We start from the raw sequence: 19,180 nt of genomic DNA on the forward strand, positions 1-19,180 counted from the left end.
CGTCCGCGCCTTCCACTTTGACCCGCTTCACGTCGGCACGAATTTGTCGGGCTGACTGTCCGACCGGTTCGACAGCCGCTGGCTGCTGTTCTGGTACTGCGGGCTGCGCGGACTGTCCCTGCTCTTCGTATCCCGGCCGCCATACCGGTTAGCAGCAGTCTGGAGACTTGAAGAGACTTGAAGAGACTTGAAGAGGCTTGAAGCGCGGCCAGCCTGTATCTTGGAATCACGGCAAGAAAGCCCGGCTGCGGATGACCTTCATCCATGCCGGGCTTTCGGGTTATACGCGCGCCTCTGCCGCCGGCATCGTCAGCTCGAACGGTCCGGCCGCGAGCTCGACGCCGTTGACCAGCACCTTCAGGGCATGGACGCCCGGGTAGTAGCGGCGGGTAGTGATCGGCTTCAAGGCATGATGCCGAGAGACGGCCGAGATTCCCGGCGGGTAGCTGCGCTCCGACAGCTTGAACCGCTTGCCCGAGAGGCTGCCGCTTGCCTTGACGAAGCCGATCTCATATTCAATCCGCAGCGGCACGGAATCGTCTCCCCGATTGTGCACTTCAAAGGAAAATTCGAGCTCGCCCCCGAACTCCACCGACGGCGTCAGGATGCGGAACTGCTCCACGCCGGCATCGGCCGCGGCCGGATAGCCGAACAGCGCCAGCGCCTCCGGCAATCCCTGCTTGAGCAAGGTGCGGCAGCCGTGCTTCAGGATCCAGTCCGTCCGGGCCGATCTTCCGATCTCGCGGACCGCCAGCTCCAGCACCCGCTGCGGGTGGTCTTTGGCGATATCGTTGAGATTGTTGGCGACGCTGCGCCTGACGTACTCGCTGGCATCGTCCAGCATCGTCTCCAGCAGGCTCAGCACAGGCTCGGGATCCCGGACGAACACGGGCAGCCTCGTCCCCCAAGGAAGCCGCGGGCGGCAGCCTTCGCTGGCGAGCCTCCTCACATGCTCGTCGGGGCTTTTCGACCAGAGCGCGAGCTGCTCCATGACCGCCTCCGGACGGCGCAGCAGGAACGGACGAATCGCGAATTCCGATGTCGAATACCGGCTGATCTCGGCCAATGCCGCGAGGGAAGCCGGCTCATGCTCCGGCTTCTCCATTCCTCCAAGCTCGATGAAATCGGGAAAGAAAATGTATTCGACGCCCCGGAACTCTTTCGCCGCCTGGCATAAGAGATGCAGAGCCCGTTCGTACGATTCAGGCAGCGTTTCCCGCAGAGCGAGCGTCACGAGCCTCATCCTTTCCTTGAACGGAGCCTCTCCCCAGGGGTCACGGCGAACCAGGTCCATGAACCGTCCTGCCGGAAAAGCCGGCTCCAGCTTGCGGAACGCCTCCGCGACGGCTTCGAGCTTCTCATCGGTGTACAAATTGCGCAGTGGCTCCATCGTTCGGCTTCACAACTCCTCTAGGTTTAATAAAGACCGCTCAGCTCCCTTTCCAAGAGGCTGATGGGCAAAATCCGGCTTGAATTCCCGAATGCGCTCAAGCATGCCGGGCAGAGCGGCTCCAAACTGCGAATGGCGGCTGCCATTGGCGCCCGACGGATGCGGAAAGCCCCAGAGCACTTGAGCTTCGGAAAGCCATCCGTCTGCGGCAAGCAGCCGCAGCGCCTCCTCGACGGCACGGCCGAGGGGAATGATCAGAGGCTTGTGCATCGAGCTCAGCTCTGTCCCCATATGGCCCATCATGATCTCGGCCAGCAGCGGGCTTCGTCCGAGCGGCGGACGATGGCCCGAGTAATTCGCCCCGTCCATGAATACCGGACATGGCAGCACCGATGTCGTATGGATCAAGGGATGATCCAGTAGAGCAAATGACCCCCCTGCCGAGAAATGCAGGTCTGCCTGCGCGGCAGGATCCAGGTCCTCCATTCCATCCTCATGCCCGTCAAGGCCGGCCGAAGGAAACAGCAAGCCTGCCGGAGGCTGGCTTGTAATTCCTCGCTGTCCGCACGCCGCGCTCTCTGCCGCCTCCCATTCCGCCAGCTTGCCGGGGAGGCCGAGCCGCTCCAGCATGGCCAGCAGATCCCGCCTCATCGATCCGGCGAATCTCGCTTCCCGCTTGGCCATCAGGCAAGCCTCGGGGGCGTCCCGGCCATCGAGCAAGGCGCGGCGCATCGTCCGAAGCGAGATCTCCATCTGCCTCCAGCCGGGAGTAAGTCCGGCGATCAAGACTTTCGCCCGGCTGCCTGCGATTTCATTATGGGGTGCGTAATATTCCTGCAGTCTCCCCGAGCTCTTCAGCAGCAAGCCAGGGACAAGCAACTCGCCGCGCTCGTACCGGTCCCGCTCCGGCAAAGACGCCATCAATTTCGCCGCACGGACGAACGCATCCGGGCGGCTCAGGCGATCAAGCCCCTGCAGCTCATGGCCGCCGAACTCAGCCATTGCTGATCCCTGTGCGGGACGACCGTTTCGGCTGCTGCCTTCTCCGCCGCAATCCGCCCTCGCGCAGCGTTCTGCTGCCGCGATTCCGTTCCCATCCGGCATTGTCCGTTCCTGCCATTTATTTTCTCCCCGCTTTTCCCCATGCTGATCTTCTTCCCATTATACCCAAGCAATGCTGACAGCTTGTTGTCAGGAAACGAAAAATTCCTCGATCGGCATCGACTCCGCGAAAACTTCGGAATCCCGCTAGTTAAGCCGGAAATGAAAAAAAACCGGGCTGCCCGCCCGGCCGATTGCCGAAAACCTTGCTCCGTCAGGAGCTCTTCCGCTTCTCCAGTCCCCGTTCTTCCATTTTCCCGCCGGGCAGAAGCCCGCCCGCGCGAGCGGGAGACTCAGGATCCGACATGCCGGATTGATCCACTCCGCCCATCGCATCGATGAACAGCTTGGCATACTCCGGGTCCCACTGGGTGCCGCTGCCTTCCTCCAGAATCCGGAGCGCACGGTCGATCGGCATCCCGCACCTGTAAGGACGGTCGGAGGTCATCGCATCGAAGGCGTCGGCAACGGCGATGATTCTGCCCATCATCGGAATGTCCGTACCGCTCAGGCCGTCCGGGTATCCTTGGCCGTCGTAGCGTTCATGATGGGATCGGACGCCGGGCAGGAAGGCGGCCATCGCCTCGGCAGGCTCGATCTGCCTCAGGATATTCTCGCCCATGACCGTATGGAGCTTGATCTGGTCGAACTCCTCGTCGGTCAGACGGCCTTCCTTGAGCAGCACGCTGTCCTGGACCCCGATCTTGCCGATGTCATGCAGGAGCGCAGTCTTGTGAAGCGCATCGAGCGTCCATGCATTCAAGCCGGCTGAGCGTCCGATCATGAGCGCGTATCCGGCCACCCGGTCGGAATGGCCCGCCGTATAGGTATCCCGGGCATCCAGCGCGGCGGCAAGCGTCGAGAAGTAGCTCTGCAGCAGCTGCTCGTTCATCTTGGCGCGCTCCTCCAGGCTGCGGATCATATCATTGAACCCGTCCACGAGCCGGGAGAATTCATCCGAGTAGAGATCCGGAACGGTAGCGCCCAGATCGCCTCTGCGGACCTGCTGCATCGTCCCGTACAGCTCTTCGATCGGCTGCTTGATGTTGCGTCCGAACAGCCAGGCGGCAAAGGAAGCGAAGCCCAGGCTGACGGCCAGGACGAATCCCGACCAGACCCAATCCTGATTGTGCTGGTCGCTGGCGTGGACAGCCTGGCGGATCTGCGTGGAGAGCAGGAACAGGATGACGGGCAGCGTTCCGATAACGAATACGCTCAGCTGGAACTTCTTCTGGATCGGCACCAGCACCTTCCCCTCAAGCGACAGCCCGTTGATTCCCGCCTTGACGGCGCAGTCGCGGATCTGCACGAGCACCGGCCGTACCGCCTGGACCGTCAGGAAGAATTCCACGAGTGCATGCAGGCATGCGATGAGAAACGAAGCGACCGCGGCAATGATCAGGAAATAGGGCCTGATCGTAAGCCAGCCCGATTCCAGGCTGATCAAGGATAGGATAAGAGCAGGCACCATGAAGCCTAACGTATGCGGTCCCATGATCCGCAGCACGGCGAGCATCGGCAGGCGGTGGGCTCTCAGATAAGCTGCGCGAATATCCGTTTCGCTGAAATGATCCGCCATGAACAGCTTGCGGATCGGCTGAAGATGGCTGCGGAACACAAGTCCCTCCAGCGATCCCATGACCAGCAGGGATACGAGCAGCACGGCTGTCACAACGGCCAGCTGCTCGCCCTCGACGCCGAGCGTGATCCATATAACAGCTCCCCCTACCCCCAATACGGCCAGGAGAGAGCCCGCCAAATAATTGCGAACAAGGTTCCGTTGAAAGTGATGGTAGCTGCTGGACAACATGAAGACCTCGATTCCGTGCGCCGCAACTCGGGGCACCTTACATGAGCGAAGACGGTCCTAGCCTCAGGGCCGGACCTATTGCTCTTCTTATTATCGCCCGTAGAGTTGCATTTTGTTAGATTTTGGCGAAACTAATGATTGTTTGTCGAATAATAGCCTTTTTCTTGCTTATTTCCCTAATAAGCGCCAAAGGCGGATCCAGGAGCGCAGCCTCGGCTGACGCTGCAGCCGGTCGACTTCCGCATAGGTGGTAAGCTCAATACCGGCATCGCGGATCGCATACCGGAAGTCGGCATCCTGCGGAAGAAGGAACTCCCATTCCCGCTTTTCCCAGGATGGTATGACGGCCGCCATCGCCGGATCGGGCGCTGCGGGATGGATGTACGTCTCGATAATGCCTTCCGGCAGGGCGTACAGCTTGCGGATCATCATCTCCTTGAAGGTATCGTACGTCTCTCCGATCTCCTCATGATAGGAATGGCTGACCAGATAGTCGGGAACGGGAACATTCAAGGCGTCGGCGAGCACGAGGACCTTATCCAATATCCCTTGGGCTCCCGGTATCGAAGCCAGGAACTGATCCTGCTCCCAGATCTTGCGGAACAGCCGGTACGGCAGCCTTCTTCGGGAGCATTCCCGCAGCACCATCGGGAGGAAGCTTCTGCCCGTAGCGAGGCCGAACAGGCTGCCCATGTGATTGTCCGCATGAGAGACCGGGATGCCCGCCTCCCGGATCGCCTCGAACTGCGCCCTCATCTCCGCGCGAAGCTCGCGCGCATCGACGCGGCGTTCGAACTCCTCCACGGTCGGATGCAAGAACCCTTCCGCGTCCTGCAGAGACTTTCCTCCGGTGAGGCTGCCCCATCTGTATCCGGGAAACTCGCTCGTGAAGGTCAGATGGGCCCCGATATTGGCGGCGCCGGCCCGCCTGCACCATGCCGCCGCCTCGGAAAATCCAGGGGCAGGCGCCATGATCGTGGCCGAAGACACGAGCTTCTCCTCCAGCAGGCAGATGATCGCTTCGTTGGCGGCCCGGCTTTGGCCGAAGTCGTCGCAGTTAAGAATCAGTTTTTTGCTCCTCATGCCGCTTCTCCTCCCGGTACAGCGATGATATCGCCAGCGATACGGCCATAAGGCCGAGCGGCACGAGACTGATCAGCCAGCGGAAGGCCTGCTCCGGATCCGGTCCCGGGTCATGTCCGCTGACATAGCCGAACATGCGGCCTACAATCCAGAAAGCCAGAGCGGATATGAGCCCGCTGGAACGGTTGATGAACCCTCCGACAGCGGTATAGACTCCCTCCCGCCGCCTCCCCGTGCGCTCCGCGTCTTGATCGATGATATGCCCGTTCAGTACCGCCGGAGTCACTAGAAATCCGGCCAGGCCGAAGCCAATCGAGATTCCCGCCGCGATTCCCGTCCCCAGGCTTCCTGCGAACCAGAGCGGAATCGCCGTGATTCCGTACACGGCCAGCGACAGCCGCCAGCTGCGCAAGCCGCCGAGACGCCGGGCGATGAGATACCAGACTACGACCAGCGGAATGACGGATACGAATACGGAGGCGAGCAGAATGGAAACCTGGCTCTCCGGAATATGCAGAGCATACTTGGCATAAAACGGAATCATGGAGCTGAGCAGCCCGTTCACCGTTTGGGCGAACGAATTCGCCAGATGGAAAATCCAGAAATTGCGGTTGCGGAGCGTTTCGCGGAAAGCTTGCCGCAGCGGCAGCGGAGAAGGGGCGCGGGCGGCGGGGCTCTCCTGCAGATGCTTCAGAAAGACAAGCATGCATAGAAGGAAGAGGGCAGCGTACGCGACAGACATGCCGCTGAAGCCGATCGATTTGAACAGCAGAGGCGTGGCCGCCGTGCCGATCAGGATGGCCAGCATCTGGAAGCCCTGCTGGACGGCGGAGGCTTTGGCCCGGAGCGCGGCTCCGGCGAACAGCTCGGGAAGGAGGGAGCCATAATTGACCCAAAGGACGGATGAAGCGCTCTCGAACAGAATCAGCACGATCAGAAACCACCAGAACAGCTCTCCGGCAGCCGAGGCTCCGGACAGCCCGGGCGGGACGGAGAACATCAGCACGAACAGGATGGCGAAAGCGGGCAGTCCTCCGTAGAGCCAGGGCTTGCGACGGCCGCGGGGGGATCGGGTCCGGTCGGACCAGTAGCCGAGAAGCGGCTGGTTGACCGCATCCCATACGAGATAGACCGATCGCGCCAGCGTCGCAAGACCGATGCCGAGCCCCAGCTTCTCCACGTAGTAATAGCTGTAGAACGAAGTGAAAGCCTGGCTCGGCACCATGATGGCGAACATTCCTAGCGCGTACATAAAGGTGGAATTCACGCGTTTGGACGACATGATTCACACTCCCGGCTGATGGAATTGCGGCAGCTCCGCAGCGGCTCCCGATGCTCTATATTACTTCACGGCCTGCCAGAAAAATCCTTCCGATAGTTTATTATAATGATTATAAAAAAGTATTGACTATCAAATTAGAAACAGATAAAGTTATGGCGACAGAATGAACTCATACATGGCGCTTATGCCGAAAAATTCGAGCCGAAGGAAGGGGAGCTTGCGATGAACAGACTTACGACGAACCAGGGTGTCCCGATCGGAGACAACCAAAATTCCAGAACTGCCGGACAGAACGGCCCGACGCTGCTGGAGGATTACCAGCTGCTGGAGAAGCTGGCCCATTTCGACCGGGAGCGCGTGCCTGAGCGCGTCGTCCATGCCCGCGGTGCAGGCGCGCATGGCGTATTCCGCACTGCGGCCAGCATGAAGCGCTGGACCAAGGCGGCGTTCCTGCAGGATGCCGGAACCGAGACGCCTGTCTTCGCCCGCTTCTCTACCGTCATCCACGGCCAGCATTCCCCCGAGACGCTGCGCGATCCTCGCGGATTCGCCATCAAGTTCTATACGACGGAGGGGAACTACGACTTTGTCGGCAACAACCTGCCCGTCTTCTTCATCCGCGACGCGATGAAGTTCCCGGACATGGTCCACTCCCTGAAGCCGGATCCAAGCACCAACCTGCAGACAGCCGACCGCTACTGGGATTTCATGTCGCTGTCTCCCGAGTCCACCAACATGCTTGTGCATCTGTTCTCCGACGAGGGCATTCCCGCGAACTACCGCGAGATGCGCGGCTCCAGCGTCCATGCGTTCAAATGGGTGAACGAGCATGGCAACCGCGTGTACACCAAGCTGCGGTGGGTGCCGAAGCAAGGCGTGCGCAGCCTCAGCGCCGAGCAGGCGTCGGAGATCCAGGGGCGCGACTTCAACCATGCCACGCGCGACCTCATCGACGCCATCGACCGCGGCGATTTCCCGGAGTGGGATCTGTTCGTCCAGATCCTCGATCCGGCCGACCTCGATTCCTTCGACTTCGATCCGCTCGATCCGACCAAGGATTGGTTCGAGGAGGATATTCCTTACGTGCATGTCGGCACCATGGAGCTGAACCGCAATCCCGACAACGTCTTCGCGGAAACGGAGCAGGTCGGCTTCAATCCCGGCGTCGTCGTCCCGGGCATCGAGCCGTCCGAGGACAAACTGCTCCAAGGACGCCTCTTCTCCTACTCCGATACGCAGCGTTACCGGATCGGACCGAACTATTTGCAGCTGCCGGTCAACTGCCCGTTCGCCCAGGTGAGCAACAACCAGCGTGACGGGGCCATGCAGCACGGCAAGTTCAGCGGCTCCGTCAATTATGAGCCGAGCCGCCACCTCGATGCTCCTCAGCCGGATCCGGCCTACGCCGAAGCTGCCGCGCCTCTCGAAGCCGGAGCTGCCGCAGGACGCCAGCGCATCGCCAAGACCAACGACTTCGGCCAGGCAGGCCAAGTGTTCCGCCGCTACTCCCCGGCCGAGCAGGATGCGCTTGTGCGCAACCTGTCCGCCGATCTCGCCTCCGTCGAGGCGTCCACCCAGCTGCGCGCGATCTGCAACTTCTTCCGCGCGGATGCCGAGCTCGGCAAGCGGCTGTCCGCGGAGCTTGGCGTCGATCTGACTCCATATCTCCAGCATCTGGGCTGACCGTATCCTCCTGAACTTCCGCCGCCACCCGGCTGGAAGCAGGGCTTCGATCCGGCCCGACATCATCCCATCCGGGCTGACCGCAGCTCCCGATCGTTCGCCGCCACCCGGCTGGACGCAGGAGTTCGGTCTGGCTCTGGGGCAGCCCAAAAGTCATGAAAGTGACTGAGGGCTGCCCTTTTTTCTGTTTTCCAAGAGATAGGGCAGCCTGCGCATCCTCTCCCGACAGACTTGTCCCAGCGACGGCTCCGGCCTCCAGCCAACGAAACGCCGCGATGTCCCATGCCTTTCAAGCGGCCTTGCTCGATGGCGGATGGCAGCATCTTCTGAATCCAAGAGGCGGGGTCAAGCGTATAAGGGGAAACCAAAGTCCGCCGCCCGAGGCGGGACTCCCGAAAGGAAGTGCGCTTTTTTGGAAGCCTGGATTACGGAGGTCATGGACAAGTTCGGCTACTTCGGCGTTGCGCTGCTGATCGCCCTCGAGAACCTGTTCCCTCCGATTCCCTCCGAGGTCATCCTTACATTCGGAGGATTCATGACGACACAGACCAGCCTCACGGTGACCGGGGTGGTCATCGCCGCCACGATCGGCTCCGTCTTCGGAGCGCTGGTCCTATACGGAATCGGCGCCTGGCTCCATGCCGAGCGGCTGGAGCGGATCGTCGAGCGGTACGGCCGCTGGCTGCGCCTCAAGCCGGAGGATGTGCGCAAGGCCGACCGCTGGTTCGACCGCTACGGCCCATGGGCCGTGCTGCTCTGCCGGCTCGTGCCGCTCGTGCGCAGCCTGATCTCGATTCCAGCCGGCATGTCGGGCATGAATCTGCCTCTGTTCCTGCTGTATACGACGATCGGCTCGCTCATCTGGAATATCGTGCTCGTAAGCGTCGGAGCATCGGTCGGAGCTTCCTGGGAATCGGCCGTCGGGTTCATGGACGTCTTCTCCAACATCGTCTACGGACTGCTCGCCGCCGGCGCCGCCGCGGCCATCTATTTCTTCTACCGCAACCGCAGCAGGAACCGCCGCTGACCGCCGTTCCATCGCAAAGAAAAAGCAGGAAGGGGGACCGCCCCTTCCTGCTTTTTGGATACCCTCATTATCTCCTTGCCCTCGTTCTGCTTGCCTCTTCATGCTTGCCTCTTCATGCTTCCGAAGCCTTCGGATCTGGCGTCGCCGAGTTGATCCGGCTTAGAGTGCGCCGCCGGTACGTCATGCTCCACAAAGCTCCGAACCCAAGGGTGCCATAGAGGAGAAGGCCGGATACGGCCAAAAAAGTCTCGACGCTCAGAACGAGAACCAGCCCTACCCGCAGCATGCTTTCCCCTAGCAGCAGCGCTCCCCAGAAGACGGTCGATACTCGTGAGGCACGCCGGTACTCCGCCAGCTCCCACCTCTGCTCCATCGCTGCGGCATCCGCCGCCGGCACGAACCTCGCCGCCAGCCGGTAGACGAGCGGACGCCGTCCCGCCAGGGACAGCAGGAACGCAGCTCCCGCAGCTCCCGTGACCAGCGACTCGCGCAGCAGCACGGCCTGCTCGCCGCCTCCGGCCAGCGCCGCTCCCGCTCCCAGCACGAAGAGCCCGGCCATAAGCAGGCCGAATGCGTCCGGCTTTCTGCGCCGCGCCAAATGCCACAACTGCTCCAGCAGCGGGAGGCAGGTCGCGATCAGCAGCGCTTGCAACCCGGTCATGCCCTCGCTCAGGATGCGATACGCCACATAGGGCAAAACCGCGTTCATTAAGACTGTCGCTGCCGCTCCCGCAGGAATTCGGTGCAGAACCTTGACTCTCGAACCCACCATCCGACCCATCCACTCCCGATACCGAATGAACCCAGTATAACGGATAGATCAGCGGAGCGCTTTAGAAATCAGGGAAAAAATGTCTGCCGAGCCCAAGCTGTCCTCCTGCTCCAGCGTCCCCAGCGTCCGCATTCCGTAGCTGAACACGATGAACAGTCCGGCCATCTTCGCGGCGTCGATCTCCCTCGGGATCGCCCCCGCCTGCTGGCCGGTCTCGATCCAGCGGCGGCTGAGCTCCAGATTGAACCGATGAAGCTCGTTCATCATGGCTTCGATCTTGGGATTGTCGGTCTGGCTGAGCAGATAGGTGAAGATTTTATTGGTGACGGCATTCCGGTCCGTATTGCGCTGGATCGCCTCCGCGATCATGCGGATCGGAGGAGTCGCCTCTCCTTTGGGCGTCTCCGATACCGATCGCTTGAAGCTCTCGTTCATCTGGTCCATCTTGGTTTTCAGAATCTGGCCGAACAGCTCGTTCTTGCCCGATACGTAGTGGTAGATGGCGCCCTTCGACAGCCCCGAGCGGTCGATGATATCCTGCATTGTCGTCTGGCGGCAGCCCTTCTCCTGGATGATCTGCTCCGCCGTATCCAGGATCAGCTGAAAGCTGGAGGTTCGGCTCGCGGATTCCTTCATCATATTGTCCTCTCCTTCAGCTGTCGATTATGGTCTTCTTATTGTATACCAACCGTCGGTCCGGTCAAACCAACGTCGCGCCCCTTCGATCTGCGGATGATCCACTCGGCGACGGCCAGATTGACGAGCCAGCACAGCCAGCTCGCAGCCTGGTAAGCCGGAGTGAAGGAGCCAAGCAGCAGCACCAGAGGTCCCATCAGAACACGCAGGGATACGCCAGAAAAGGTAAGGGCATAACTGCGGATCATCCAGTGGCGGTGCTCGCCGATGCGGCCAAGCATCGCCTGCCTGACGCCATGTATCGTCGTTCCCACCCATAATGCGTCCAAAAGGAGGAAGCCGGCGCTGGCGATCCATCCCCCGCTGGCTTTGAAGGCCAGATACAGGCTTGCCAGGCTGCTGAGCGCTACGGAAGCGGCGTAAATCCGGCCGGCGAGCCGGTGGAGCCGCACCGTCCTCAAGGAAGGCGAGCCAGCATGCCGCGCCTTCCCGGCCGCAGGACGCAGCAGCGCGTACAAGCCGGCAAGCATAGCCGCGCTTGCCGTGATGATGTGGACATACAGCATGTAGATCCACGGCGAGTAGCTGAACCCCGGCGACTGCAGCTTGAAATTGACGAACCCGCCCTGCCTCGCTCCCGCAATGCCGTACTGCACCAGCACATACCCGAACACGAGCAGCAGCGCGGCGGCAGAGAGCGACCAGAGTCCCGTTTTTGCTTTCCATGTCATCTTTCTATCTCCTCCTTGTATCATACGGATTGATGGGCCATCTGCCACGGGTAGCGCAGCGCCACGAGAAGGGCACGGCCCAGCAGTATTCCTCCAAAGCCAAGCAGATATGGCACGAAGGGAAGCGCGTGCGACAGCTCCATCTGAATCCCGAACGCGCTGGCCGCGCCGAGCTCGATGCCGAGCCGCAGCGGAATGGAGAACAGCCAGACTGCCGCGCCCGCAACGGAGCCCCGAATGATCCATACAGAGCCTTCCTGGAAGATCAGGCTCAGATGGCCTTGAAGCAAGCCGATGCCCATCCCCATCAAAGCTTCCATTAGCAGAAGAAGTCCTTCTCCCTCACCGGCTGCAGCGCGGGAGGAGGCGGCGAGAGCGCCTCCCAGCAGCAGGATCGGAAGAGCGAACAGCCTGGCGCTCAATATTCTGGTTCTAAGCTGCGAGCGCAGCATCAGGAAAACGAGATAGAAGATGACGACCGGCGACAGATTGGCAAGCATGAAATCTCAACTCCTCTTTCGAAAGATTAGACCGACTGTCGGTCTATATTAGGCGTACGCATGGGAATCTCTATCCGATCTTCCCGAACCAGACGGCGGTAGGAGGCGTACATCCACACGCGCCACAGGAAGGTGCAGATCACCATCGCAGCGATATACATGGCCAGCATCAGCTCGATGTCCGGTCGATGCTCCGGCGTTAGAATCGGATACGTGTGGAACACCTTGTCACGGATCAGGTAACGGACATAAGGAAGACCGAGCAGGAAGACATAGAACAGAAGATTGAACTTGAAGAATATCCTTCCGCCTGAGCGAGCCTCGAACCTCGTCGTCAATATATAGGGAAGCGAAAGCATGATGCCAAGTCCCAGCGTCCATGCGGCCTGCACCAGCGTCGCCCGGCTGCCCATGCAGACGGCGATCCACGGCAGCGGCGCGAGCAGCAGCCAGTCTCCCAGCAGGAGCTTGATTCCGCTGCCCTTCATTTCCCTGCGCGTCTGCCTGAACTGCTTGAACGTCATCCAAATAATCAAAGCCCAAACTCCGTAGCCGATCCAATCCCATTGCTGCTGCGTCATGCTTGATCTCTCCTCTTTTTCGCCTCGGCCAGGTTCCCGTACCGACCGACGGTTTGTTATCATCAGAATACAAAACCGACCGTCGGTCTGTCAAGAGGGGATGAGGTATTTTTTTCGATTCCTCTCCCCTAGCCGCAGACAGTCCCATGCTGCTGCCACCGCCTTCCCCTTTCGCCGCAGCCGTCTGTCGCAATAAAAAAACAGAGCATGCCTCGTGAGGCATGCTCTGTTCGCAATTTATCGGGGCTTCCGTGCCGAAGAGGACGGGATCCGGAGCTCGTCCCGGTATTTGGCTACGGTTCGGCGGGACAAGGCGATCCCTTCTTCCCCAAGAAGATTCGCGAGCTGCTGGTCCGACCAAGGATGCGCCTTGTTCTCGGCGCCGATCATCGCCTTGAGGCGCTGCTTCGCGGCCGCGGCCGAGGTCCCGTCGCCGCCGTCCGCAGACAGGCTGGCGGAGAAGAACGAGCGGAGGCTGAACACTCCGTGAGGAGTCTGTACATATTTGCCGCTCACCGCACGGCTGACCGTGGACTCATGCAGCTGCACGACGGCAGCGATATCTGCAAGCGTCATCGGTCGAAGCGCCGAAGCACCCCCTTCCAGGAAGCCCGGTTGTCCGTCCATGATCGCCTGCAGGACTCTGCGCATCGTCCGTTTGCGCTTCTCCAGGCTTTGCACGATCCACTTGGCCGACCGGTAGCACTCCTCCAGGTAGGCGTCCGCTTCCCCCCGCCTATCCCCGAGGAGCCGGCCGTAGCCGGAATTCACCGACAGCCGCGGCTCCCAAGAGGCATTGAGCTCGATGTCGAAGCCGGAGGCCGTACGCTCGATCCTGGCATCCGGGATGATCGTCTGCGGCTTGCAGGGAGAGATTCCGGCGCAGGGGCGTGGACTCAAGCTGCGGATATAAGTGCGGATATCCATGACCTTATAGCGGCTCACGCCAAGGGAAGACGAGACGGCCTCCCATCTCTGGCCGGCCAACTGGTCCAGATGATGCTCCACCGCCTCGGCGGCCAGCGCCGGGCTACGTCCGTCGCGCTCAATCTGCAGCAGGAGGCATTCCTTCAAGCTCCTTGCTCCGACCCCTGCGGGATGGAGCGATTGAAGCTTCCGCAGCGCTTCATCCGCCTCCGCTTGATCGAGTCCAAGCTCGGATGCGATCTCGCCCAGACTCAACTGCAGATAACCGTCGTCGTTCAGGTTGCCCGCCATATAAGCAGCTGCCTGATGGATGCGCCGCGGAAGGGACAGAAGTCGAAGCTGGCCGAGCAGCTCAGCCTCCAGCGTCGGTTCGGCCTCTGCAGCGCGGGAGATCGGATCCCCGGAGAAGGAGGACGATCCGCCTTTGCGTACGGCGCCTCCAGCGCGGGTGCCTTCGTACTCCAGAACCGGGTTCTCCGCCGCAAGTTCCCACACGTAGCTGTCGAGCTCGCATGCGGGAAGCGTCAGCATATGGATGGATTGCCTGATCTCCGGCGTTACGGCCAGCCTGAGCCTCTGCTCCTGGCGCAGTTCCAGTCCTGTCATCATCCTCTGCCTCCCGGTCCAGACTCTCGCGGCGCTTCATGCCTCCAGTATACCCAAGGGGAGCGGACTATGACAGTCCCGCTCCCCGCCTCGATCCCGCTGCGCTCTCTCCGATACGAACTGCTTTCTCTCCGGAACGAGCTACATTTTCTCCGAGACGAGCTACATTTTCTCCGAGACGAGCTACATTTTCTCCGAGACGAGCTACATTTTCTCCGAGACGAGCTTCGCTTGCGTGAATAGAAGCAGGTAATCGCGTCCGCCCGCCTTGGAATCGGTGCCCGACATATTGAAGCCGCCGAACGGATGGACCCCGACGAGGGCACCGGTGCATTTGCGGTTGAAGTACAGGTTGCCGGCGAAAAACTCGCGGCGGGCCTTCTCCAGGTTTTCCCGGCTGCGCGATATGACCGCTCCAGTAAGGCCGTAATCCGTGTTGTTGGCGAACTCGAGCGCCTCGTCGAAGGAGGATGCCTTGATGAACGCGACAACCGGTCCGAAGATTTCTTCTTGAGCGATGCGGGCCTGGGAGTCCACGTCGGCGAAAATCGTCGGCTCGATGAAATAGCCGGACGGATCGCCTGTGCCGCCGCCCGTCACGAGCCGTCCTTCCTGCTTGCCGATCTCGATGTACTCCTGGATTTTGCGGTAGGCGTTCGCGTCCACTACCGGACCGATATTGGTAGCGGCTTCGGCCGGGTTGCCGATCCGGAGCTGCTTTGTCAGCGCCGTTACTTTCTCCAGCACCGTGTCGTAGACGTCCTCATGAATGATCGCGCGCGAGCAGGCGGAGCATTTCTGTCCGGAGAAGCCGAAGGCCGATGCGGTGATGGCTTCCGCCGCCAGGTCGAGATCGCTGTCGGAGTCGACGACAATAGAGTCCTTGCCGCCCATCTCGGCGATGACGCGCTTGATCCACTTCTGGCCTGGCGCCGTCTTCGCCGCGCGCTCATTGATGCGCAGGCCCACGTCCCGGGAGCCGGTGAAGCTGATGAAGCGGGTCAGAGGATGCTCGACGAGGTAGTCCCCGATTTCTCCTCCCGGTCCGGGCAGAAAGTTGACGACGCCCGCTGGAACGCCTGCTTCTTCGAGCAGCTCCACGAACTTCGACGCGATGACCGCCGTCGGGCTGGCAGGCTTAAGGACGACGGTATTGCCGGATACGAGCGCGGCCGTCGTCATGCCGGCCATGATGGCCAGCGGGAAGTTCCACGGCGGGATGACGATGCCGACGCCGAGCGGCATGTAATAGAGCTCGTTGTCCTCATCCGCGAGGCGGGTCAGCGGCTGCGGAGCGTGCAGACGCAGCATTTCACGGGCGTAGAATTCCATGAAGTCGATCGCTTCGGCCGTGTCCGCATCCGCTTCCGCACGGTTTTTGCCGGATTCGAACGTCAGCCACGCGGAGAACTCATGCTTGCGGCGGCGCATGATCGCAGCAGCCTTGAACAGGCAGCGGGCGCGGGACTCCGGAGCCATCGTCCTCCAAGTCTTGAACGTGCCGGATGCCGTCTGGATGGCGCGTTCCGCAAGCTCGCGGTCCGCCTGGTGAACGCGGCCGACGACCTGCTTCGTATCGGCCGGATTGATGGAGTCGAGCAGGCTGTCGGTCTCGATCTTCTCGCCGCCGATGACGACCGGATAGGTTCGGCCGAGCTGGGCTTCCACCTTTTTCAAAGCTTCGTCGTAGGCTTTGGCGGTCTTTTCGTCCTTGAAGTTGGAAAACGGCTCGTTCACAAATTCCTCTCTCATGGTACAGCCTCCTTGGATATCGTTCTTGGCCCTGCGTCTGCATGGCCAGCTCATTTTTTTGTTTCTCAAGATAAGTATTCAAGCAAGTTTCATGCCAATTTCCGCCCTTCGTTGACACAGAATGTTTTTTTATTTTTTAAGCTCGGTTCCCTCGATGTTGGCACGGCGCTTGCTTCTATTATTTGCAGGCAGCCGATTCCCGGCGACAATGCTTCGGGAATCTATTTTTCGACGGAGAACGGAAGGGGAAATCGAGGATGGAAATCGGATCCGAGCTGTACCGCAAAACCTTGCTTACGATTACGGGCAACAGCCTGGTAGAGAAACTGACGCTCAAATACGGCAAGAAGCTTGCCGGCAAATTCATAGCGGGGCAAGAGCTTCCGGAAGCGATAGACGCGATTCGGGAATTGAACGGCAAAGGCATCATGGCCACGCTGGATCATCTAGGCGAGGGAATCAAAAGCATGCGGGAAGCCGAGGGCTACCGCAAGGAATACGTCCGGCTCGTCCAGGCGATCGCCGCAGCCGGAGTCGTCTCCAACATCTCTCTCAAGCCGACTCAGATGGGCCTCGCCCTCGATCCCCAGGCTTGTTACGAAAATATCCGCCTGGTCGTGAAGGAAGCGCAGCAATGCGGCAATTTCGTCCGCATCGACATGGAGGACACGCCGTTCACGCAGGCGACGATCGACATCGTCAAGCGTCTGCATGCCGAAGGGCTGACCAATGTCGGCACGGTCATTCAGGCCTACCTGCACCGGACCAAGCAGGATATCGAAGACATGATTGAATCCGGGATCCGGCTGCGCCTCGTGAAGGGAGCCTACAAGGAGCCCGCCGAGGTCGCCATTCAGAAGAAATCGGCCGTCATCGACAATTTCAAGGACATGATCCGCACCCATCTGGACCGCGGCATCTATACCGCCGTCGCGTCCCACGACGATACGATCATCGACTGGACCAAGAAGTATGTGGAAGAGAACGGCATCTCCAAAGACGCCTTTGAATTCCAGATGCTGTACGGCCTCCGCATGTCCTACCAGGCCGAGCTCGCCCGGCAAGGCTACCGCGTCCGCTGCTATGTGCCTTACGGGGCGATGTGGTACCCCTATTACACTCGCCGCCTGGCGGAGAAGCCGGCCAACCTGATGATGGTTCTCAAAAACATGTTCAACTAGATCTCTTCAAAGTGTCTAATTCATTAGACACTTTGGACTTTTTTTGACATGTCTTGCCAGAGGCATTTTCGGCCGAAGCCCCTTGCATGCGAGAGCTCGCCTTCAAGCGAACCGTTCCCAACCGCAGCAAAAGGGACTTGTCCGATTTGCTCAAGGCTCATACGGCAATGAATACGTTTCGGAGAGATCGGCTTCTTGATAGATCCGGCGCGTCAGCATTTTCATCTCTCATTCCATGCCAGGCTGCATCCCTCCCAAAGGGATGCAGCTTATTTTTGCGGTTTTGACCAAAAGTGTCAAAATTTTTGTACACTTCTAGCCGCTAGTTCTTATAATAAAGATAACGGTTACAAACAGGATGAGGAGGAATGAGATGAGGCACCAGCTTCCTGCAGGCTGCAGCATCATGACGCAAGACTTTGTCCTATGGACCGAGGAAGAGGCCGGCTCCGGCATTTTGCCCAAGGCGGGCATCGTTGCCTTCATCCGCTCCGCGGAAGGACTCTACGAATGGCTCGTGCCTGGAAGCCCCGGCAATTCCGGCCGGATCGCAGTCCATGCCGTTCCTGAAGGAACCGGACTCGGCGAGCTGGCCGCCATTGCCGGGGACTGTCCCTACGCGCTGCTTACCGGGACATCCGGGCAGCCGAGCGGAATGGTCCGCATGAGCGATGTCCGCCGGGAGCTTGCGCTCGCCTACCGGCAGCTCAAGGCGGGCTTCGACGCGGCTCTGGAAGCCTCGGAGATTGCCATTACGGTCATCAACGAACACAGCGAGGTGATCGCATGGACTGCCGACGCGGAGCGGATGTTCGGCATCCGCCGCGAGGATATTCTCGGCAAGCAGGCATCGGACTTTTTCCCCAAGGAGCGTCTCCAGGTGCTGCGCACGCTGCATACGGGCGAGGCCGTCCGGCAGATGCAGCATCAGCCGCGGCAGGATATCCACGCCATGATCAACGCCCGCCCGATCGAGCTGGACGGCAAGGTGATCGGGGCGGTAGCGGCGGAGATCGACATCACCTCGCAGATCCGGATGAACAAGCAGCTGTTCACGATGGCGGCCAAAGTCCAGCATTTGGAGCGTGAGGTCGCCAAGCTCAGCCCGACGAGCGATCCTTTCGCCTCCATCAAGGGAACGAGCGCGGCGCTCAAGACATCCGTCGAGACGGCCCGCAAGATCGGCTCCACCCAGGCGACCGCGCTCATCCTCGGCGAAAGCGGGGTCGGCAAGGAGCTCTACGCGCGCGCCATCCATGATTCGAGGGAGAAGGCCGGGGCTCCGTTCATCGCCATCAACTGCGGCGCCATCCCTCCCTCCCTGTTCGAGAGCGAGCTGTTCGGCTATGAGCGCGGAGCGTTCTCCGGCGCCGATCCGAGAGGCAAGAAGGGCAAGATCGAAATGGCTGGAGGCGGCACCCTTTTTCTCGACGAAATCGGGGAAATGCCTCTCGACATGCAGGTCAAGCTGCTGCGCGTGCTGCAGGAGAAGAAGTATTACGCGGTCGGCGGCTCGGTCTTGAAGCAGGCGGATTGCCGGATCGTCGCCGCCACGAACCGCGATCTCAAGGCCATGATCGCCGAGAATAAATTCCGCGAGGATCTGTATTACCGCCTCAATGTGGTCACGCTCGACGTTCCTCCGCTTCGGCACCGGAAGAGCGACATTTATGAGCTGATCCAGGCCTTCCTCTCGGAGTTCTCCGTCGCCTACGGCCGGTTCATCGAAGCTTGTCCAAGCGAAGTGGTGCAGGCGATGATGAGCTACGATTGGCCCGGCAACGTCCGGGAGCTGCGCAATGCGGTCGAGAGGCTCGTCATTCTGTCCTCGGACGGAGAGCTCAAGCCGGAGTACTTGCCAGGGCCGGTGCTGAGCGCTCCGGGCTCGGCGGCGCCGGCTGCCCCCGTCAAGGAAGCGCAGGCCGGCGCCCGGCTGCAATCCATGAAGGACGAGGTCGAGAAGCAGAAGATTCTCGAAATGCTGGAAGCCGAAAAAGGCAACAAGCGGGCCGTCGCCAAAAAGCTCGATATCTCGCGGGCGACGCTGTACAACCGGATGAAACGGCTGGGATTGCCGCTTTAGGACGGATGCCGATGGAGCATGGAACCGCCGAGGCT

At 60.5% G+C, this 19,180-nt stretch carries 16 protein-coding genes; 4 read left to right on the forward strand and 12 right to left on the reverse strand.

Annotation, left to right across the window (positions count from 1 at the left end; translation table 11 throughout):
* Positions 1-280 precede the first annotated feature (280 nt).
* The 5 genes from ACLBWT_RS11170 to ACLBWT_RS11190 all read right to left on the reverse strand — a co-directional run bounded on the left by ACLBWT_RS11170 (position 281) and on the right by ACLBWT_RS11190 (position 6,666).
* Positions 281-1,390, reverse strand: coding sequence for a DNA alkylation repair protein (locus ACLBWT_RS11170; protein WP_447663201.1), 1,110 nt, complete (start codon positions 1,388-1,390; stop codon positions 281-283).
* Positions 1,391-1,399: 9 nt separating this feature from the next.
* Positions 1,400-2,494, reverse strand: a complete 1,095-nt coding sequence (locus ACLBWT_RS11175) for a hypothetical protein (protein ID WP_447663202.1) — start codon at positions 2,492-2,494, stop codon at positions 1,400-1,402.
* Between the two features lie 211 nt (positions 2,495-2,705).
* Positions 2,706-4,301 carry an HD domain-containing phosphohydrolase gene (locus tag ACLBWT_RS11180; protein ID WP_447663203.1) on the reverse strand — a complete coding sequence of 532 codons (1,596 nt, stop codon included), beginning with the start codon at positions 4,299-4,301 and terminating at the stop codon, positions 2,706-2,708.
* Between the two features lie 168 nt (positions 4,302-4,469).
* Positions 4,470-5,384: a polysaccharide deacetylase family protein gene (locus tag ACLBWT_RS11185; protein ID WP_447663204.1), complete on the reverse strand. Its 915-nt coding sequence runs from the start codon at positions 5,382-5,384 to the stop codon at positions 4,470-4,472.
* Positions 5,359-6,666, reverse strand: a complete 1,308-nt coding sequence (locus ACLBWT_RS11190; protein ID WP_447663205.1) for an MFS transporter — start codon at positions 6,664-6,666, stop codon at positions 5,359-5,361. Before ACLBWT_RS11190 ends, ACLBWT_RS11185 begins: the two co-directional genes overlap by 26 nt.
* Positions 6,667-6,888: 222 nt before the next feature.
* Here ACLBWT_RS11190 and ACLBWT_RS11195 point away from each other — a divergent pair, with 222 nt between their 5' ends.
* Complete coding sequence (locus tag ACLBWT_RS11195; protein ID WP_447663206.1) at positions 6,889-8,349, forward strand: catalase; 1,461 nt, start codon at positions 6,889-6,891, stop codon at positions 8,347-8,349.
* Positions 8,350-8,761: 412 nt separating this feature from the next.
* Positions 8,762-9,376 (forward strand): DedA family protein, encoded by a 615-nt coding sequence (locus tag ACLBWT_RS11200; RefSeq protein WP_447663207.1) that lies wholly within the window; start codon positions 8,762-8,764, stop codon positions 9,374-9,376.
* A gap of 112 nt (positions 9,377-9,488) precedes the next feature.
* Here the strand turns inward: ACLBWT_RS11200 and ACLBWT_RS11205 are convergent, their stop codons facing one another.
* From ACLBWT_RS11205 to pruA, 7 genes are all read right to left on the reverse strand, one after another.
* Positions 9,489-10,148, reverse strand: a complete 660-nt coding sequence (locus ACLBWT_RS11205) for a VC0807 family protein (protein ID WP_447663208.1) — start codon at positions 10,146-10,148, stop codon at positions 9,489-9,491.
* A gap of 48 nt (positions 10,149-10,196) precedes the next feature.
* Positions 10,197-10,787: a TetR/AcrR family transcriptional regulator gene (locus ACLBWT_RS11210; protein WP_447663209.1), complete on the reverse strand. Its 591-nt coding sequence runs from the start codon at positions 10,785-10,787 to the stop codon at positions 10,197-10,199.
* Positions 10,788-10,822: 35 nt separating this feature from the next.
* On the reverse strand, positions 10,823-11,515 hold the full coding sequence (locus ACLBWT_RS11215) for a DUF2306 domain-containing protein (RefSeq protein ID WP_447663210.1): 693 nt from the start codon (positions 11,513-11,515) through the stop codon (positions 10,823-10,825).
* Positions 11,516-11,535: 20 nt separating this feature from the next.
* A complete protein-coding gene (locus ACLBWT_RS11220) occupies positions 11,536-12,015 on the reverse strand; it encodes a hypothetical protein (protein WP_447663211.1) in 480 nt (159 codons plus the stop codon).
* A 26-nt stretch (positions 12,016-12,041) separates the two neighbouring features.
* A complete protein-coding gene (locus ACLBWT_RS11225) occupies positions 12,042-12,596 on the reverse strand; it encodes a CcdC protein domain-containing protein (protein ID WP_447663212.1) in 555 nt (184 codons plus the stop codon).
* Positions 12,597-12,833: 237 nt separating this feature from the next.
* Positions 12,834-14,132: an RNA polymerase factor sigma-54 gene (gene rpoN / locus ACLBWT_RS11230; protein WP_447663213.1), complete on the reverse strand. Its 1,299-nt coding sequence runs from the start codon at positions 14,130-14,132 to the stop codon at positions 12,834-12,836.
* Between the two features lie 201 nt (positions 14,133-14,333).
* On the reverse strand, positions 14,334-15,881 hold the full coding sequence (gene pruA / locus ACLBWT_RS11235; protein WP_447663214.1) for an L-glutamate gamma-semialdehyde dehydrogenase: 1,548 nt from the start codon (positions 15,879-15,881) through the stop codon (positions 14,334-14,336).
* A gap of 257 nt (positions 15,882-16,138) precedes the next feature.
* On the opposite strand from pruA, the gene ACLBWT_RS11240 reads away from it, so the two are divergent.
* Positions 16,139-17,062 carry a proline dehydrogenase family protein gene (locus ACLBWT_RS11240; RefSeq protein WP_447663215.1) on the forward strand — a complete coding sequence of 308 codons (924 nt, stop codon included), beginning with the start codon at positions 16,139-16,141 and terminating at the stop codon, positions 17,060-17,062.
* 373 nt (positions 17,063-17,435) lie between these two features.
* Positions 17,436-19,145, forward strand: coding sequence for a sigma-54 interaction domain-containing protein (locus tag ACLBWT_RS11245; RefSeq protein ID WP_447663216.1), 1,710 nt, complete (start codon positions 17,436-17,438; stop codon positions 19,143-19,145).
* The last annotated feature ends 35 nt before the right edge of the window (positions 19,146-19,180 follow it).

It is taken from the genome of Paenibacillus sp. D51F (genome assembly GCF_053345695.1).

What these genes read in the sequence shown, in the direction of transcription:
- ACLBWT_RS11170 (WP_447663201.1), bottom strand. Translation starts at nt 1,390, where the DNA reads ATGGAGCCACTGCGCAATTTGTACACCGATGAGAAGCTCGAAGCCGTC.
- ACLBWT_RS11175 (WP_447663202.1), bottom strand. Translation starts at nt 2,494, where the DNA reads ATGCCGGATGGGAACGGAATCGCGGCAGCAGAACGCTGCGCGAGGGCG.
- ACLBWT_RS11180 (WP_447663203.1), bottom strand. Translation starts at nt 4,301, where the DNA reads ATGTTGTCCAGCAGCTACCATCACTTTCAACGGAACCTTGTTCGCAAT.
- ACLBWT_RS11185 (WP_447663204.1), bottom strand. Translation starts at nt 5,384, where the DNA reads ATGAGGAGCAAAAAACTGATTCTTAACTGCGACGACTTCGGCCAAAGC.
- ACLBWT_RS11190 (WP_447663205.1), bottom strand. Translation starts at nt 6,666, where the DNA reads ATGTCGTCCAAACGCGTGAATTCCACCTTTATGTACGCGCTAGGAATG.
- ACLBWT_RS11195 (WP_447663206.1), top strand. Translation starts at nt 6,889, where the DNA reads ATGAACAGACTTACGACGAACCAGGGTGTCCCGATCGGAGACAACCAA.
- ACLBWT_RS11205 (WP_447663208.1), bottom strand. Translation starts at nt 10,148, where the DNA reads ATGGTGGGTTCGAGAGTCAAGGTTCTGCACCGAATTCCTGCGGGAGCG.
- ACLBWT_RS11210 (WP_447663209.1), bottom strand. Translation starts at nt 10,787, where the DNA reads ATGATGAAGGAATCCGCGAGCCGAACCTCCAGCTTTCAGCTGATCCTG.
- ACLBWT_RS11215 (WP_447663210.1), bottom strand. Translation starts at nt 11,515, where the DNA reads ATGACATGGAAAGCAAAAACGGGACTCTGGTCGCTCTCTGCCGCCGCG.
- ACLBWT_RS11220 (WP_447663211.1), bottom strand. Translation starts at nt 12,015, where the DNA reads ATGCTTGCCAATCTGTCGCCGGTCGTCATCTTCTATCTCGTTTTCCTG.
- ACLBWT_RS11225 (WP_447663212.1), bottom strand. Translation starts at nt 12,596, where the DNA reads ATGACGCAGCAGCAATGGGATTGGATCGGCTACGGAGTTTGGGCTTTG.
- rpoN (WP_447663213.1), bottom strand. Translation starts at nt 14,132, where the DNA reads ATGATGACAGGACTGGAACTGCGCCAGGAGCAGAGGCTCAGGCTGGCC.
- pruA (WP_447663214.1), bottom strand. Translation starts at nt 15,881, where the DNA reads ATGAGAGAGGAATTTGTGAACGAGCCGTTTTCCAACTTCAAGGACGAA.
- ACLBWT_RS11240 (WP_447663215.1), top strand. Translation starts at nt 16,139, where the DNA reads ATGGAAATCGGATCCGAGCTGTACCGCAAAACCTTGCTTACGATTACG.
- ACLBWT_RS11245 (WP_447663216.1), top strand. Translation starts at nt 17,436, where the DNA reads ATGAGGCACCAGCTTCCTGCAGGCTGCAGCATCATGACGCAAGACTTT.